Annotated in this window: 19 protein-coding genes and 7 tRNA genes; 17 read left to right on the top strand and 9 right to left on the bottom strand. The window is 42.3% G+C overall.

Annotation, left to right across the window (positions count from 1 at the left end; all coding sequences use genetic code 11):
- The first annotated feature begins 206 nt into the window (after positions 1-206).
- Complete coding sequence (locus tag GJ688_RS18135) at positions 207-575, top strand: LysM peptidoglycan-binding domain-containing protein (RefSeq protein ID WP_170292141.1); 369 nt, start codon at positions 207-209, stop codon at positions 573-575.
- A gap of 1,015 nt (positions 576-1,590) precedes the next feature.
- Here GJ688_RS18135 and GJ688_RS18140 read toward each other — a convergent pair.
- The 7 genes from GJ688_RS18140 to GJ688_RS18170 all read right to left on the bottom strand — a co-directional run bounded on the left by GJ688_RS18140 (position 1,591) and on the right by GJ688_RS18170 (position 6,225).
- Complete coding sequence (locus GJ688_RS18140) at positions 1,591-1,992, bottom strand: anti-sigma regulatory factor (protein ID WP_155477937.1); 402 nt, start codon at positions 1,990-1,992, stop codon at positions 1,591-1,593.
- A 22-nt stretch (positions 1,993-2,014) separates the two neighbouring features.
- The gene (locus tag GJ688_RS18145) at positions 2,015-2,368 is read right to left on the bottom strand and encodes an STAS domain-containing protein (RefSeq protein ID WP_155477938.1); all 354 of its coding nucleotides are present in this window, start codon (positions 2,366-2,368) and stop codon (positions 2,015-2,017) included.
- On the bottom strand, positions 2,365-3,165 hold the full coding sequence (locus tag GJ688_RS18150) for an STAS domain-containing protein (RefSeq protein ID WP_170292142.1): 801 nt from the start codon (positions 3,163-3,165) through the stop codon (positions 2,365-2,367). The genes GJ688_RS18145 and GJ688_RS18150 overlap by 4 nt, the downstream gene beginning before the upstream one ends.
- 244 nt (positions 3,166-3,409) lie before the next feature.
- Entirely contained in the window at positions 3,410-4,150 is a 741-nt protein-coding gene (locus tag GJ688_RS18155; protein WP_155477940.1) for an SDR family oxidoreductase, read from the bottom strand.
- 356 nt (positions 4,151-4,506) lie between these two features.
- Positions 4,507-4,842, bottom strand: coding sequence for a hypothetical protein (locus GJ688_RS18160; protein WP_155477941.1), 336 nt, complete (start codon positions 4,840-4,842; stop codon positions 4,507-4,509).
- 193 nt (positions 4,843-5,035) lie between these two features.
- Complete coding sequence (locus tag GJ688_RS18165; RefSeq protein ID WP_155477942.1) at positions 5,036-5,749, bottom strand: hypothetical protein; 714 nt, start codon at positions 5,747-5,749, stop codon at positions 5,036-5,038.
- Between the two features lie 293 nt (positions 5,750-6,042).
- A complete protein-coding gene (locus tag GJ688_RS18170; RefSeq protein WP_155477943.1) occupies positions 6,043-6,225 on the bottom strand; it encodes an indolepyruvate ferredoxin oxidoreductase subunit alpha in 183 nt (60 codons plus the stop codon).
- Positions 6,226-7,586: 1,361 nt separating this feature from the next.
- On the opposite strand from GJ688_RS18170, the gene GJ688_RS18175 reads away from it, so the two are divergent.
- The 16 genes from GJ688_RS18175 (at position 7,587) to GJ688_RS21130 (ending at position 14,964) form a co-directional block, all read left to right on the top strand.
- Positions 7,587-8,345 carry an NlpC/P60 family protein gene (locus GJ688_RS18175; protein WP_155477944.1) on the top strand — a complete coding sequence of 253 codons (759 nt, stop codon included), beginning with the start codon at positions 7,587-7,589 and terminating at the stop codon, positions 8,343-8,345.
- 188 nt (positions 8,346-8,533) lie between these two features.
- On the top strand, positions 8,534-9,064 hold the full coding sequence (gene lepB, locus GJ688_RS18180) for a signal peptidase I (protein WP_155477945.1): 531 nt from the start codon (positions 8,534-8,536) through the stop codon (positions 9,062-9,064).
- 719 nt (positions 9,065-9,783) lie between these two features.
- On the top strand, positions 9,784-10,791 hold the full coding sequence (locus GJ688_RS18185) for a coiled-coil domain-containing protein (protein WP_155477946.1): 1,008 nt from the start codon (positions 9,784-9,786) through the stop codon (positions 10,789-10,791).
- On the top strand, positions 10,788-11,753 hold the full coding sequence (locus GJ688_RS18190) for a site-specific integrase (protein WP_155477947.1): 966 nt from the start codon (positions 10,788-10,790) through the stop codon (positions 11,751-11,753). The genes GJ688_RS18185 and GJ688_RS18190 overlap by 4 nt, the downstream gene beginning before the upstream one ends.
- A 146-nt stretch (positions 11,754-11,899) precedes the next feature.
- A tRNA-Val gene (locus GJ688_RS18195) sits at positions 11,900-11,976 on the top strand.
- 4 nt (positions 11,977-11,980) lie between these two features.
- Positions 11,981-12,068, top strand: a tRNA-Leu gene (locus tag GJ688_RS18200).
- Positions 12,069-12,073: 5 nt separating this feature from the next.
- Positions 12,074-12,148 (top strand) — tRNA-Gly (locus GJ688_RS18205).
- A gap of 12 nt (positions 12,149-12,160) precedes the next feature.
- Positions 12,161-12,234 (top strand) — tRNA-Gly (locus tag GJ688_RS18210).
- A gap of 11 nt (positions 12,235-12,245) precedes the next feature.
- Positions 12,246-12,321, top strand: a tRNA-Trp gene (locus GJ688_RS18215).
- A 9-nt stretch (positions 12,322-12,330) separates the two neighbouring features.
- Positions 12,331-12,406: transfer RNA gene (locus GJ688_RS18220), tRNA-Thr, on the top strand.
- A gap of 10 nt (positions 12,407-12,416) precedes the next feature.
- A tRNA-Leu gene (locus GJ688_RS18225) sits at positions 12,417-12,499 on the top strand.
- A gap of 566 nt (positions 12,500-13,065) precedes the next feature.
- On the top strand, positions 13,066-13,458 hold the full coding sequence (locus GJ688_RS18230; protein WP_155477948.1) for a bacteriohemerythrin: 393 nt from the start codon (positions 13,066-13,068) through the stop codon (positions 13,456-13,458).
- A gap of 46 nt (positions 13,459-13,504) precedes the next feature.
- Positions 13,505-14,107, top strand: coding sequence for a DJ-1/PfpI family protein (locus GJ688_RS18235; protein ID WP_155477949.1), 603 nt, complete (start codon positions 13,505-13,507; stop codon positions 14,105-14,107).
- 5 nt (positions 14,108-14,112) lie between these two features.
- The gene (locus GJ688_RS18240; RefSeq protein WP_155477950.1) at positions 14,113-14,445 is read left to right on the top strand and encodes an arsenate reductase family protein; all 333 of its coding nucleotides are present in this window, start codon (positions 14,113-14,115) and stop codon (positions 14,443-14,445) included.
- 247 nt (positions 14,446-14,692) lie between these two features.
- The gene (locus tag GJ688_RS21125; RefSeq protein ID WP_268892110.1) at positions 14,693-14,818 is read left to right on the top strand and encodes a hypothetical protein; all 126 of its coding nucleotides are present in this window, start codon (positions 14,693-14,695) and stop codon (positions 14,816-14,818) included.
- A 20-nt stretch (positions 14,819-14,838) separates the two neighbouring features.
- A complete protein-coding gene (locus tag GJ688_RS21130; protein WP_268892111.1) occupies positions 14,839-14,964 on the top strand; it encodes a hypothetical protein in 126 nt (41 codons plus the stop codon).
- A 191-nt stretch (positions 14,965-15,155) separates the two neighbouring features.
- Here the strand turns inward: GJ688_RS21130 and GJ688_RS18245 are convergent, their stop codons facing one another.
- Together GJ688_RS18245 and GJ688_RS18250 are read right to left on the bottom strand one after the other, a co-directional pair.
- Positions 15,156-15,323: a hypothetical protein gene (locus GJ688_RS18245; protein WP_170292143.1), complete on the bottom strand. Its 168-nt coding sequence runs from the start codon at positions 15,321-15,323 to the stop codon at positions 15,156-15,158.
- An 89-nt stretch (positions 15,324-15,412) separates the two neighbouring features.
- The gene (locus GJ688_RS18250) at positions 15,413-16,300 is read right to left on the bottom strand and encodes a PhzF family phenazine biosynthesis protein (protein ID WP_155477952.1); all 888 of its coding nucleotides are present in this window, start codon (positions 16,298-16,300) and stop codon (positions 15,413-15,415) included.
- Positions 16,301-16,417: the final 117 nt, after the last annotated feature.

Below are 16,417 nucleotides of genomic sequence, written 5' to 3' on the forward strand. Positions count from 1 at the left end.
ACTAAAAACGGGACATGATTGGATGGATTATGCGGTATTTTTTAGTAGCCTTATCCCAATTATTTACACAAATTGCGTAGTTGGTATTATTCAAGTACGGTTTCTGAACGGACTCTAATAACCACGGCATTTGGGTTTCTTTAGCACCATAAACACTTCTCATCCATAATATGAACGGTATAGTATCGTGGATGAGGAGGATGGTTTTGTATCAATTTAGTGCCTATAGCTACCACGTTTCCCAACTCCCAACGCCTTTTGGAACGTTGACTTATACAGTTCAACCCGGTGATACTTTAGGGAAAATCGCAAGGGACTACGTAACAACAGTTCATAACATTTTATTGTTTAATCGTATACCTGATCCAGATTTTATTTCCCCCGGTCAAAAAATCATCATCCCGTTATCTCCACCAGAGTCTATACTTTATACCGTTCATCCCGGTGATTCGTTATACTCCATTTCTAATAGATACGGCACCGGATTAAACCTCACAATTGCCATCAACTACCTCTTTCCGCCCTATATTATTTATCCCGGACAACAACTGGTTGTTAATCCATCATTACGTTAATCTCCATTTGTTTCGGAAGCCTAACCGCGGCCCATCAGGTTGTGGTGAATCTGGTTCAAAATCGTCATATTAAGATACCGCAGGTTCGAATCCTGTCGCCCGACCATGAGTTAGCTGGGGTTTTGCGATGTTAGGCGGTTGCTACAGTTAGGTTTTGATGCCTACAGTGACGCCTACCGGGGTTTAAGGTGGATATAGTAGTTTTGGAAACAAGTAAAGCCAGGGATGAATGTCCTTGGCTTTTTATGCATGCGTACGGCATTTGCTTTTGAATGGAACTGCTTTACAATTAAATCCATTCCCCCATTATTATGGCGTATCCGGATGCAATGATCTTTCATTCTTCAGAAAGTGGTATCAAAGTTGTTGAATACGAACAGACGGAGCATTACCGAGTGACTAGAGAGTTTCTGATGAATAGGAAAAAGATGTTGGATATCTTAATGGTGTGAGGCCAAAACGTATGGGCAATCTCATTGCATCGATTGGAGTTGGACACTAGCCGTACTGGTTGCTTTAGGTAATTCAACAGAAATTTAACGTGATTGCCACACTACCTTCCCCACCCTACGGGAAATTAAAAAGGCGTCGTATCGGTTGGAGGGCCAGAGGCTAAAACGCTCAATATATTGAATCCGAGGATAACCGAGCCATAAAGAAACCTTTGTAATGAAGTGCTCTTGACTTATGAATATACTCTAGTTCTGCAAATCTGTAATAAGCTTGATCATTACTGGCGTTAGCCATTTTTTGACGGGCATACTGTTCCGATAACGCTGCATGCTCTAAATCTGTCTGTAATAATCCTCGCTATAAACATATTGGGAGTAATTAAACGGCATTCTTAATCCCCCTAAGCAAACTCATTTGCAAGTAATATTTGCCGGTAATTTACTTTGTGCTTCAGGGGAAAGGATGTCCGGAAATAACGTTGTGGGGCTGCTATTTGGCGATGTGCCGGCTAAAGGTTTGCGGTTTGGGGTAGTTGCATATATGGCAGTTGCATATATCGTTGTTATTTATTCAGCCATCGAACAATCCGAATTGTTGCACCCTTACCTGGGCTCGACTTAATATCGAACTCGTCCATAAGACGCTTGGTTCCACTAAGTCCCATGCCCATTCCGTTCCCACTGGTGTAACCCACCGTCAATGCCAACTCAACATCGGGAATACCGGGTCCTTGATCTTGAAAGATAAATTCGATTCCTCTTCCTCGCACTCCTAGGGTAATTTCCTGGTATTCAATCCATCCTTGCTTCGCATATAAAAAGATGTTACGAGCCAACTCACTTACCGCGGTTGTAATCCGTGTCTGGTCTCCCAATGAAAACCCCATTTGGCTTGCCACTTGACGTGCAATTTGACGAGCCACGACAACGTCTGACTCATTGCGGATATCAATCCGGTTACTCATTTAGTTATCCCTTTCCGAGGATCTACCGCCCTCCTTTTAGTACCTCAAGAGCAACCTCCAAGTTTAGTGCTGTTTTGACGCCATCAATATTTAGCCCCATCTCTACAATGGTAACGGCGACCATCGGCCGAAGACCCGCTAGAAAGGTTTCTGCTCCCATTAGTTTAATCATTCGTGCTGTTTCAGAAAGTATCCTGGCCATGTACGAATCGACCAAATCCAACTGAGAAATTTCAATAACAACTCCACTGACCTGATACCGAATTACAGATTGAAGAATTTCCTGCTGCAATTCCAGTGCAGTTCGATCGTCGATTTCTCCTTGTAGCGTAACCACGAGTGCGTTATGAATCTTAACAATTGATGATTTATTCACTTTGTCTCCTTAACTTGATTACCCGGCTGTTGCTTTTTTACAATTTCTTTTTCTAGCATATCTAAAGCTAAGGCAATGCCATCAGCCATCACTGCTCGTGTAATCACAGAACTTAAATCAACGCCCATGTGTACCATTGTCTGGGCAATACTAGGGCTTAGGCCAGTGATAATCAAATTACCGCCAAGTAACCGTACAGCTGCCGCTGTTTTTAGAATGTGATTGGCTACAAGGGTGTCCACGATTGCTACACCAGTGATGTCAAGAATGGTTAGAGGTGCCCCTGTTTCTACGATCATGTTCAACAGCTTTTCCATGATTTGCTGAGTTCTTCTGCTGTCCATAGTACCTATTAGAGGAACAGCCAAAATTCCATCTAATAGACGAATTACGGGTGTCGAAAGTTCGAGTAAATCTTGACGTTGGTTGACAATGATTTCTTCTCGAGTCTTCAAATAGGTTTCAAATGTGTATAAACCAGCTTCGTCAAGAAGAGTCATTACGTGAGTGTAGTCTTTAGTATGGAGAATATCCCCAATATACGGACGCATCGAAAATACAAACTGAGCCGTTTCCGAGGGCGTAAATCCACTCCGGACTCCAATGATAGAGATATCCTCTAGTGTTTTTTTCAGCGACGCAGAAAGACTACCTGTGATCACTGTGGAAGATATCCCTTCCACTAAATCTTTGCCTAACCGTTCAGTCTCTTGAGGGTTAAGTGAACCACGGGTAACCCAAGAGGTCTTTTGTAATGCAGATAACCAAAGAGCGTAGGATTCTTGTCCTAGAATCATCAACGAATCGCCTCCCATAATTTGTGATTATTTCTGTTTTACTATCAATTCTTTAAGTTTAGACACTTACCATTAATATGGACTACATTAATAATCGGTATATTACAAACAGTTTACCACTTACAATATTCGAAGGATAATTAAAAAAGCTGCCGATTGTTTTTCCATCTGCCTTGCAAAAAAACAAAAGCTAGGATTGATTTCCTAGCCTTTTGCGCAAATAAGGGCGTTTAATTAATATAAGCTAAAATCTATTATTCATTCGGTGGAACGCTTCGTCAATTTCATCCCTTGACATGCGTATTGCTTTTTCGGAGGTTCCATAGCCAATTTCTTGGTTTCCATTCTTAAAACCTTCGAATACAGCGTCGGCAAATTCATCCAAGGGTACTCCAAAGGTATGCAAACCAGCTCCACCTAAGTCCGTATTTACTGCAGGAGGAGCGACTTCAATAACTTCGATATTGAGTTTCGATACTTGGTGTCTGAGACTCATAGTAAAAGAATGTAAGGCGGCTTTTGTAGCACTATAAATTGGAGCAAAAGCTCCTGGAGTGAAAGCCAATCCCGAAGAAACGTTAATAATTGTTGCGTTTACTTTATTGGTTAAAAGTGGAATTAAAAGCATTGATAAATGGATTGGAGCTTCGAAATTTATATTTATTTCCTGCTGATAATTACTCCAGTCTTGATTTACCTCCAAAAGGTTAAAACGTTGTTGAATTCCAGCATTATTAACCAAAACATTCGTTTGTGGAAACTCTTTATTAATCCACGCAAATAAAGATTGCCGTTCTGTTTCTTTAGCTACATCGCAAACACGAGTGTGAAGTTGTGGGTATCTATTCTGGGCCTCCTTTAGCTTGTCTTCTCTCCGACCACAAATAATAACCTGATTTCCTAGTTGAATAAATCTTTCGGCAAGGGCAAACCCAATACCGGATGCACCCCCAGTAATCAGCACAGTATTTCCTGTTAGCTTCAAGTTTAGTTCCTCCCTAATTATTTATTATTTGGCTCCCTGATATAAAGCTCATTTGTATCTTTTCTTTCATTATATGGTGTTTTCCTTCATGAAAACCACAGTAAAGAGGCCGTAGGTTCGAATCCTGTCGTCCTGTCTATTCTTTAAGTGGGGTTTGTAAGGTGAGGCGGTTGCTGCAGTTGGTATATGACGCCTAATGTGACGCCTATCGGGGCTGAGGCGGTGACATATCGAGATAAATGTAAAGCCAGGGACGATTGTCCTTGGCTTTTTTTCCTGTTATCCTGGAATTTTCGGTGATAACTGAAAATGAACTAACGCCTATGTAACGGCAAACCTGAGAATCACTATCACTGTTAATCCTCTGCCTTATTCTCCAGTGCGTCATCCAATGGTGATATTTTCGGTGTTATGGATGAGTTCCCATATGGTGGTAGGGGATACGCAAACTGCATGTAGCCATTATTGCTAGGTTTTGCGTACTGCATCTTTGGTTCTTCGATTCCACCAATGTAATTATGGATTGACGGTCCTTGTGCAGGTAACTCGACTTGTTGGTTACCAGCATTATTTTGTGGCTTAAATTCGGGGATATTTGAAGTACCAGCATAGTCTTGTGCGATGCTAACAACTAAAATCCCGGTTAAAAAGAGCAGAACAAAAGAAAAAGAGACCTTGCCTTTTCTAGTCATAGTTCATTCCCCCCCCGCATTGGATCACTTTATTGACGATTATATTAATCGTTGAGTTCCACAGGGATATGACGCATAACAGTAACCGCAATGAGGGGCCGCCGTTAGGGCTGTACGTAAACGACGAAAGCAGGATGGATGTCCTGGCTTTTTTGCGTTGTTTTTCGGTTTACTCCACGAGGAATTTCCTTAATCACTTAGTAATAGAAAGATATTTCCAACCTCCATCCGTGTGTTTCATTGTATAAACTTTCGTGTACATAATGTCGCTATCTGGTTCAATAGAATCATGGAAATCAACTGTTAACCTTACTGTATCTGTAGTAATTTGCTCTTTATGTGAAAGCTTTGGATTTCTTGCACCACCGAATCCAGCAAAGATAGGCGTAACAAATTCGTTTTTAACTGGGTCAAAAAGATCATATACCTTTTGGGGTTCAAATATAGTTTTTTCAAAATATTTATCAAGTACCTCACGAATTGTTTCCACAGGGATATGGAACAATTTATCTCTCTTATCAAAGAATCTATCTCCACAAGAGCCGATATGACTAGGAGCATGAGTGGCATTAAATTCTTCTTCCATTGCGTAGATAGAGAATATATAGAGTGTATGAGAGGGAATATCTTCTGAATTTTTAAATATCAACTCGTTATCGGCAGCAAGACAGATATCAAGGCCTTCGATATACCTTGATATAAACTTGTCATCTATCAACGTTAATAAGTCGGGAGCCAATGTAGTCTTTTTCTTTTCTTCACTGTTGGGTAGCGTAGTCGATGGATGCGTTTCATTCATGGTAATAGGGATAGGATTAGCTTCCGATGAGATCTCTGTTTTACTACAGCCTATAAGAAGAAATGTTGCCAACGTTAAACCAGAGATAATAATCGCTATACTTTTCACAGCACATCCCTCCCGGTATAACAATATTGGGATTCTGGGAATAAGTAAAGCCAAGGATGAAGATCCCTTGGCTTTTACTTTATGCACGATTAGGTATTAATAGTGTCAGCTATTTTGCCGGGAATGCCACTTTTGGGAGACTAAAGCATCTTGTTCCCCCATGATTAAGTATCTTCATCATTAACCAAAACCTCTATATAAAATCGGGATAATTGTTTCCAATTTGTTTGAATGTACGAATTTTACATTCATGAAACCCTTCTCACTTCTTCATTCGGAAGGTCTTCAACCTTCTATTTTTTTGCTTTTTTAATACATTCAACTGGACAAATATAGGCACAAGCACCGCAATTAATGCAATCGGATTCATCGATTAACCTTTTACCATCTCTGCGCTCAGAAATGCAAAATACCGGGCATCTTTTTTCACATGCCCCACAAGCAGTACAGTCGTCAGTGTTGATGCGATATGCCATAGGCAGCCTCCTTTAATTCAATATTGTTGCGAATGCAATTTATAAGTTCGTTACTTATGTTCGATATCCTTCTCATGTAACACTATACCAACGACGGAATATATTGCAGTGTTAGAAAAAAGAAAGGAAGATTGCAGTGCATTATTATCACAAACAGGTACCACCTTTTCCTCAACCATTTCGACGGTACCAACCACCTGTTACTCCTTTTCCTCCTAATATCCCCTTACCCCAGTATCCCGTACCCGGCTACCCGCAACAAAGGTTTCCTCAACCTCCTGGGTATCCTCAGCCCGGGTATCCTGCACCCCAATATCCTAGTCAGCCTCAAGTACCGCAACCGCCTCAACAAGTCATTTCAAGATTTTATGATTTACAACAAAACCCACGAAGAGTTCAGGAGCTAATCCAAGAAAGACAACGCTTTGGCGGGCAAGGTTATGTATATTTTAGCCCGGGTTGTATAAACCAATGGACAATTATCGTTACTATTTATGGTGCAGTATTTTTGATGTATATCACCGAATCCAATCCTCGAGTGACTCGGGGTTTTGTATTCCCAACCTTTACGTTTACGTCCTTTCCTTCTAATCTAGTGATTATTTCTGACTGTGCCTTTTAAAAGCCAATTAATGATGAACAGTTAAGATCCTTTTGATTACATTGGTCCTTTCTTTGGTGACATATATTTCGGTCACTGTATGTATTGCTTCGCCATACTACATTGGGAGGGGATTCTATGTCCGTGCACGAGAGTGAACATTATTACAGTTTATCTGCACAAAGTCAGCCCATATTACCTTATTACCCACCATACTTTCCACTGCCTTATTCCCTTTATCCTCCTTTCTTCTTTTATCCACCCTATTATCGCCCATTTCCCTATTACCCACCGTTTTATCCTTATCCTCGTCGACGTTTTTAACGAATATCAAAAATTAATCGACATTCGTTTTTCCAAAAAATTAAAGCGACGTGAATTGCGGTTAGGTCCAGGATTAAATGTCCTGGACCTTTTTGCGTATGTCTGCAAAAGATTGTGTGTTTACTGGGTGACATTGTGACGGCGGCGCGACAGCGTACACGGATGACCGCTGTGTCCCCTTCATTGAGGGTAATTCTTTGATGAGCCTTTTGATTCGCCCCTTTTGAGTTGACTCCGTATTACTTTACTTGATATCCTCCAATTTTGTTAATCGGTTGTTGGCTTGCTTAACTTTTTAACAACTAAAATGTTTAATAACTAAGTGATTTATGGATTATTTTAGAATCTCAAGGCAGGAATTGCTTTTTTTACGTCGAAGATTGCACTGAAGAGTTTGGATAACCAGACACCATATGACAACAAAGGGGATTCGTTCGTGGATATACTAAAACATAAGTCGTTTTTTAATTATATTGGCCCTATTGTGTTTACTATTGGATTAATCTCCGCACCTAATCAAGCCTTCGCGAGCAATACTTCTCCTACATATACAGTAAAAACCGGCGATACCTTATGGGCTATTTCCCAGCACGCTGGTGTAAACATAAACAAAATAATCGAGCTTAACCCAAAACTCGTTAATCCAAACTACTTAAAAGTTGGTCAAATTCTAAATCTTCCTGTTCAGGACATGCCCAAAGCAGCGAGCCAACTAAACGGTTCTCCATTGATTTCACTCCAAACAGTTAAACAAACCGTTAGCTCGGAACAAAGTTCGACCAAGGACCCAAAGCAGAAAATTGGTCAAGGTATAATTTCTACAGGAAAAAAACTGCTTGGTAAACCCTATAAGTACGGAGCTCAGTCGATGAATCCTTCTTCCTTTGATTGTTCTAGCTTTACACAATATGTGTATGGGGTAAATCATATAAAACTCAACCGTGTTGCTTCCCAACAGGCCACTCAAGGACAAAATATTGACAAGGGCCAGATGCGAGAAGGCGATTTAGTTTTTTTCTGGAACAATGATACTCAAAACCAAAAGGGATTAGACAGAATTGGTCATGTCGGTATTTATTTAGGAGACGGAAAATTTATCCACTGCTCTACCTCTGACAAAGGTGTTATTATAAGTGATATAAATGATAAGTATTATTTGAAAACCTTTATTTGTGCACGAAGAGTAATTTTGTAAACCTTGGATTGTGCATCATGTTCCCATAATACCAGTAAAGGTCCAGGATCGTTTTCCTGGACCTTTTGGATTGGTTTTTCAGGTTAAGTTCCTCATTATGGGATCAAAGGGATATCTTCTCGGGAGGTTTTACAAGATCCGTTTCGAATTTATCTATAGTATAGTTTTTTTGCGCAAGGAGATTAGACATGCAGACTAAAATCAAAAAGATAATCGTGGACTATGTCAGCCCCGTTATGTTCGCCCTAATTCTATCCCTATTTATCCGAACTTATATTGCGGAAGCCTACTGGATTCCCTCGGAATCGATGGTCCCCACGCTTAACGTCAATGACCATTTAATCGTGGAAAAGGTATCTGAAAAAATCGTTGGCTTTGAACGGGGCGACGTTATTGTATTTAAAGCACCCCCTCAATTGGCTAAGGACGAAAACTTGATTAAACGGGTTATCGGCTTACCGGGTGATACCATTGAAATTCGTAAGGGAAAACTCTATGTCAATAACGAAGTCTTAGACGAACCTTATGTAAAGGTAAAGATGAATCAAGACTTTAAATCCTTTACGGTACCTGAAAACAGCCTTTTTGTTATGGGCGATAATCGAAATAACAGCTATGACAGCCGCTACTGGGGAGTAGTTCCCCAAGAAAATGTGATCGGGAAAGCTGTGGCTCGCTACTACCCTCTCAATGAAATGGGGTTGCTGAGCCATAAGTAAGAACCAATAGTGTTGAAGATATTAAGAGGAACTCCATTCTGCAAAGCGCGGTCCACGAGGCCGCGTTTTTTCTATTATTGGGTCATACAATGTCAAGAAGGCATCGGCATCATCATTGTCAATCGGTCACTTATTCTAATACCAATGCTTCGTCTCAACCTGCACAAGCTTGTCCACGACTCCCTGGAACGTTGGTGCGAAATTTTATTCCAGCTGGTGCAGTCATCAACTTATTGAATTTAATCGAGGTGAGTTTACCGAGCAACAACAAAGACCTGCCGTATCTAAAGGTCGGCAGGTCTTTGGACTGCTTTATTGTAGGTTCCCTTTTTCATTCGGATTCGGGAGTTGGGCACCTTCGGTCCGGTTGACCATCGTCGCTTCGGGATTGGGTATCTCCTTTTTGTTCACACTTTTGTTCTCTTCGGTCAATGTAATCACCTCCCAAGTCTAGTATGGTCGGTTTTTCATCGTTTATGGGCTTTTGCCCCGATCGGTTTCTGGTTTTTTCAACTCACGATAATGAAACGGTATCATAAGTTGAGACCATTCTACCTTTTACCTAGCCGTCAAATTATGACATCTTGTACTTTATCACAACAAATCATAACGTTATGATTTGTTGTGATGAGTCGATTACGATATGATTGTGATGAATGCTATCTTTTGGTATGATAGGCGTATGATGCTTGTCCAGATTCGATAGAGGTGATTATAAAATGAGCGATGAACAGGTTCCAGTTTACGAGAATGGCACCGCAAGGGAACAAATAGATGATAGTGATACCAAGATAGACCGCTATACCTTAGGCATACGGGGACTCACAAAAAAGCAGTTGCAAGACGAAATTCGACAATCCGGGAAATCGGTCGATGAGTTTATCGGCTACCTCTTGTCTTTACATACAGAACAACTATCCAACGCCACTTTTACAGAATCGCAAAAAGGCGCTATTGCAGAAGTGGAGCATCATCTGAACCGAATCGGCCAGATCATGGCTCACTTGCTCGGTTCTGCTCGAACACACATCGAAGCGTCTGAATTACAAGCCCTGAATGCCCGTTCAGAAGTGGATACAATAAAAGCAGACTTGCTTGATGCTCGGCGAAAAGCTGAAAAAGAGATCACTGAAATGGAACAAAAAGCCAAGGTGACTGTTGAGGCAGCAGAAGAAATTGCAGCCAAAGCTCAAAAGCAGGCCCTTGTTCTGAAAGAACATTTGCGCAAAGCTCAAGCGGAACTCAAGGAACAACAAGAATTCTGGCATCGGCAATTGAGCGAATCTCAGGCCAATGCCGCACAAACTAACAAACTGTTATTGATGACGGAAGAGGCTCTAGCGGAAGCTAAAAGAGAACTGGAAAATCGAAATATCCTCGTTGGTGAGATGGAGAATCTCACAGAGACCATCGATACATTAGAAAAGCAAAACCGGGAAAAGACCTCCGAGGTGGATCAACTACAGCAAAAACTCAATCTAACCGAAGAGTCGATTCGTTCCCTAAAAGAAGATCATCAAATGGCCTTATCGCAGCTAGAGCAGCGTTTAGCACAGCAATGGTCCTTGGAAAAAGAAAAAGCTGTTCTGGAAACACGGGAGGAAGAACGGCAGGCTTATTATCGCCTCCAGGATGCAGTGGCTGCCTTAAGAGAAGAAAATGCTCGGTTACGAGGAGATTTGGCCGTGGCGCAAGCTTCTGCAATAGCAAGGGGTGAGAAAAGTTGAGCCTTTCCCCTCTTCCTTCAAAGGGCCTACTCACCTCTCCTGACTCTTTTCAAGAGGAAATTCAAAGAGTACGCCAGGCCGCTCGTTCTCAACAAACGATTAAATCTTATCAAGCCGACTGGCGCCATTTCTCTGCCTGGTGTAACCAATCATCTCTATGCGCCATACCAGCTTCCGCGGAAACGGTGGAAGCCTATTTGGTTGCTATGGCTCGGAACGGTTATAAATACTCCACCATATCCCGCCGTTTATCCGCTATAAGTAAAGCCCACGAAATCGAAGGCAAGGACTCCCCCACCCATTCCCTAATCGTTCGAACGGCCCTGCAAGGCATCGCTCGGCTTCACGGCTCGGCTCAACAAGGCAAATCACCCATTACTGTCGCTCACTTGCGAGAAATGATAGGCTATATTCCTCCCTCTCTGCAGGGTCATCGAGATCGAGCACTGTTGTTGCTCGGTTTTGCCGGCGCTTTTCGCCGTTCTGAGTTAGTTCAATTAAATGTGGAAGATTTACGGTTTGTGGCTGAAGGAATTCGAGTGACCCTTCGACGTTCAAAAACCGATCCCTTGGGAGCAGGCATCATCAAGGGCATTCCCAACGGGGATCACGAAGTTACCTGTCCTGTACGAGCCGTTCGACAATGGATACAACGAGCAGAAATAAGCGAAGGCCCTCTTTTTCGTCCCGTAACTCGTCATGATACGCTTCGTCAAACCCGTTTAAGCGATGCTTCTGTGGCGCTGATCGTAAAACGATACGCTCAACAAGTAGGCTTGGATGTCAGTAAATTTTCCGGGCATTCTCTCCGAGCCGGTCTGGCGACGGCAGCAGCATCGGCTGGTGTGGAAGAGCGATTGATCATGAACCAAACAGGGCATCGCTCTGTTAAAATGGTTCGCCATTATATCCGAGAGGGTTCGCTCTTCCGGCAAAACGCTGCCAAAGGCATCGGATTATAGTCGGTGAGTAAAGATAGAAACCTTGGAATCAACCAAAAAGTTCCGTTCATTCCGCATTTTCTTAATCAAAAAAGCTAAAATCATGTTGACTTTACTATCAAGATTTGATAAATTATATCTCGTCACCGGCGAAATACTCCGATGACGGACGATTAGCTCAGCTGGTTAGAGCGCATGCCTCACATGCATGAGGTCGGCGGTTCGATCCCGTCATCGTCCACCAGATTGCCGAAGTGGCGGAATTGGCAGACGCGCTGGTCTCAAAAACCAGTGAGGTCACCCCTCGTGCCGGTTCGACCCCGGCCTTCGGCACCACTTATGCGGAAGTAGCTCAGCGGTAGAGCATCGCCTTGCCAAGGCGAGGGTCGCGAGTTCGAATCTCGTCTTCCGCTCCATTTCAACCTTATGCGGGTGTAGTTCAATGGTAGAACATCAGCTTCCCAAGCTGAATACGTGGGTTCGATTCCCATCACCCGCTCCAGATGATACTCTAGGGGAGTAGCTCAATCGGTAGAGCGGCGGTCTCCAAAACCGTAGGCTGCGGGTTCAAGTCCTGTCTCCCCTGCCATTGACTTATGCCGCTGTAGCTCAGTCGGTAGAGCGTATCCTTGGTAAGGATAAGGTCACCGGTTCAATCCCGGTCAGTGGCTCCATATTCAAGATGCGAGAGTGGCGGAACTGGCAGACGCGCACGTTTGAGGGGCGTGTGGGCAACCGTGGGGGTTCGAGTCCCCCCTCTCGCACCAAAATGAAAGTGCTCATGGTGACCATCATCACGACCAATCCCTCATCAAACTGTACATACCAGACTAAGGCATAGATCTACCAAGGGTTCGTCGTGAATTCTAATAAGTAGTGATTCGATGATCGTACTGCATCTTTCGAACTCGGTCAGGAGTAAAATATTCCTGGCCTTTTTCTTATGCCCGTCGTACGACCTGATCTGTTCTTCGTTTTGCCTTTTCTTTGGCTCGTGCGATGTACTACTCAATGGTATCCATAAAACCAGTTTTAGCCACGCCATATTAAGTCCAATATTGTACCGTCTATAAAGTAATTTGCGGGGATTCGCATCAGTTTCTTATGGTTTATTTTTTGTTAAAGTGTGCGGTGGTACTCCCCGCGCTTTATTGTTTTTACCACTAAAAAAACTAGTCTTCGGCAGTAGCAGTCGAACCTATTTAGTCTCAGCCCACATGCTAAGACAAATAAAAAATATGACTTTGATCATTTCCTAGTCTACGCAAAATTGCTATAGTTTAGTAGGGGCTATTAACAGCCCAAAGAGAATTTTAAGAAGGAAGGTAATATCATGTTTAAATGGGACGAAAAGTATAGAGTTGGGATTAAGCAAATCGACGAACAACATCAAGAATTATTTCGTATTGCTTCCAAAGTGTATACTTTATTAAAAGAAAAAAATAAATCAGATAAATTCGATGATATTATTGAAGTATTAGAAGAACTACAACAATACACGGTTTACCACTTTAAAGAAGAAGAAGATTACATGCGAAAAATTAATTTCAGCGGTTATGCTATCCAAAAAGAAGAACACGATATGTTTATTGAAAAGTTCAAAGCTGTAGAAACATATAAAATTGATGAAAATCAAGAAGAGTTTGTGAAAGACTTACTTTACGATGTGTCAAAATGGATTATTCATCATATCCTAGAGGAAGATATGAAAATAGGTAGAGCGTAGTCTTTTAGGTGCTAGCCTAAATAAGCTTCGCTATGGAGTTGATCTGATGGCTCAGAGGCAAATAGGTATATTTCTTTTTGATGAAGTTGAAGTGTTAGATTTTGCCGGGCCCTTCGAAGTGCTTTCCCTTACAACCATAGCGGGTACTGATATAAGACCATTTAAAGTCAAAACGGTTTCAGAAAAAGGAACGAGTATATCCGCTCGGAATGGACTTAAAATCCAGCCCGATTATAGTTTTGAAAATGCCCCGAAATTCGATATTTTAATTGTTCCTGGTGGGTATGGAGCCGAAGAGATAGAAATTCATAAACCAAATGTTATTACCTGGCTACAAAAACAGGAAGAACGGGTAGAATTGATTTGTTCCGTTTGTACGGGAGCATTTTTACTCGCTAAGGCAGGAATACTGGATGGTAAGAAAGCAACAACCCACTGGATGGATATAGATCGATTAGAAGCAGAGTTTCCAAATATTTTAGTAATAAGAGACGTTAAATATGTGGACGAAGGGTCAGTTATCACTTCTAGTGGAATCTCCGCCGGTATAAATATGTCCTTTTATATGGTTCAAAAACTGCTCGGCAATGAGGTTGCACAGGCCACTGCAAAAAGAATGGAATTTGATATTACTCTTAGTTGCAGGTGATCTAAATGAACATCCAAATCTGGGGTATTAAGAAGTGCCAAGATACCCGGAAGGCTGAACGATATTTTAAGGAACGTAGAATCAAGTTCCAGTTCATCGATTTAGCGATTAAAGGATTGAGCAAAGGCGAGTTTAACAGCGTAAAAGCTGCGGTTGGGCTTGAGAATCTGATCGATAAGGAAGGTAAAGAATACGGCAAGCAAAATCTCAAATATTTGGTGCATGATGTAGAAGAGGTTTTAATGGAGAATCCTTTGCTGTTTATGACGCCGATCGTGAGGAATGGGAAGTTAGCGACAGTCGGTTATAAGCCGGATGTTTGGGGAACATGGGAGTAGCCAGTAAAGACATAAGTTACGGAAACAGTGAAGTTAGACGTTATATGCTTGGACAAGTTATTGATTTTTCTTGTTCCGAGAATAACAAAAGCAAGATGTAATGAGATTAGAATATGATTGACAGTGAGGAAGAGGACAAGACTCTTCCTTTTATTTTTTATGGGTGAAATTTTCTTTCACACTACCCCTCTTGTATCCATAAAATGGTAGTGTGGTTGGTTAATTCATTTGAAAGGAGGAGCTTTGTATGTCCGTTGTTGCTGGTGGTTACGTTGGATTCCCTACCGTAGTTGGTCTTGCTATCGCGCTTATCGTTATTGGAGCATTTTATCCTGCCATAATCGGCGTGGGGTATGTGGGTGATCCCTGTTAATTACGAAAGGAGGATGAACTATGGGCGTATGTGGCGGCGTAGCCGGGGGCTATATCGGTAATAGCATTGTTGCGTTGGCTATTTTGATCATCATTATAGCCATCCTCGGCACCGGGTTTGGCATGGGCTTCGGTGTTGGTTACTAAACAATCAGGCTTATTCTCAAAGCGTGCGGTAGTGAAAACTACCCACGCTTTCTCATTATCAAGTCCGATAAATCTATGATCGATTCCATAATCGTTTAGGTCCATATATTTTGGTCTAGTCGTTATAAGAAAAACCCGACAATAAAAAGACCCCGACCTTAGTAAAAAGCCAGGGTTTATTATACTCAATATTATCTATTATCCGATTTATCGTCACTCTCATCTTTAGCGATTTGTGCCAAAAGATCGTACCACCCCTTCTGATTGTTCCAAGGAACGGCACTCTGCGCATCTATTGTCGCTTTAAAGGCATCGCCATCTTTACCTGCCACTAGATTCGGTCTTTCTTCTATGGACAACAGCCTCACCTCCATGGCTATAGGATACCCGATCTCTGAGACTGCCTTACTCATAAGTGCATACGTGGTTGAAGAACTCTGTTAGCCGATTAATCGACTAACACTCCTCTGGCGATGTCGATGACACGTCCGCCCACCCAGATCCGGATTTCATCGCCCTCCTCCTCTGCTTGCAGACGGAGTAGCGAAGGGCGGGCTACGGCAAAACCTTGCTCAACACGAACATTGATAGAGGGTTGATCGAAATAACGATGTTTGACCAGATAACCAGCCAGACAACCGTTGGCGCTTCCGGTAGCCGGGTCTTCTGGGATTCCTAGATAATCGACAAATACACGTACATGGAGATCATTTTCCGGCCGGATCGTTTGCGGGGCAAAGACAAGAATCGGTTTTGCGTTGGTCTTTCTCACCAACTTCATATATTTCTCCCAATGGACTCGACAGGTCTTGACAGCATCAAGCGTCTTCAATGGTACGATCATCGCCGCTAGTCCCGTCGAAACCTCCTGAATCGGATAACGGTCATCGATATTGGACTCATCTATCTGCAGAATTTCAGCTAGTTCAGCTCTTGAAAAAGTTGAACCAAATTCCGGCGGCAACTGCCGCATAACGGCCTCTTCCTTCCCATCTTCACGGCGAGCAAAAGTAACGGGAACTTTTCCCGCCTTTAGATTGAGCGTAACCGTTGAAGAGACCCCGCCAAGAAGCTCTCGCCGAATTACATGGGCTGTCCCTAAAGTGGGATGGCCTGCAAAAGGGACTTCTTCTTGAGGGGTGAAGATTCGCACATCAAAGCCACCATCACGCGCTTCATCGGAAAGGATAAAGGTTGTTTCAGAGTAATTCATCTCGATGGCAATCTGTTGCATTTCCAATTCAGTCAGATTACCGGCGTGACGGACTACAGAAAGTTGATTGCCAGCATACTTACTTTCGGCAAAAACATCGACAATGTAAAATATTTGCTCCATGAAGTTTCCTCCTCATTGCGTTCTTCTTATTTTGTTGCTTACTCAAGTTTCGCAGATTAAAAATCGCGTTAAACCCTTAACCAGTATGGGAATTTCGCCAACAAATTCTGGTGCTTG

The organism is Heliobacterium mobile (genome assembly GCF_009720735.1).
In the GTDB taxonomy this organism is placed as follows: domain Bacteria; phylum Bacillota; class Desulfitobacteriia; order Heliobacteriales; family Heliobacteriaceae; genus Heliobacterium; species Heliobacterium mobile.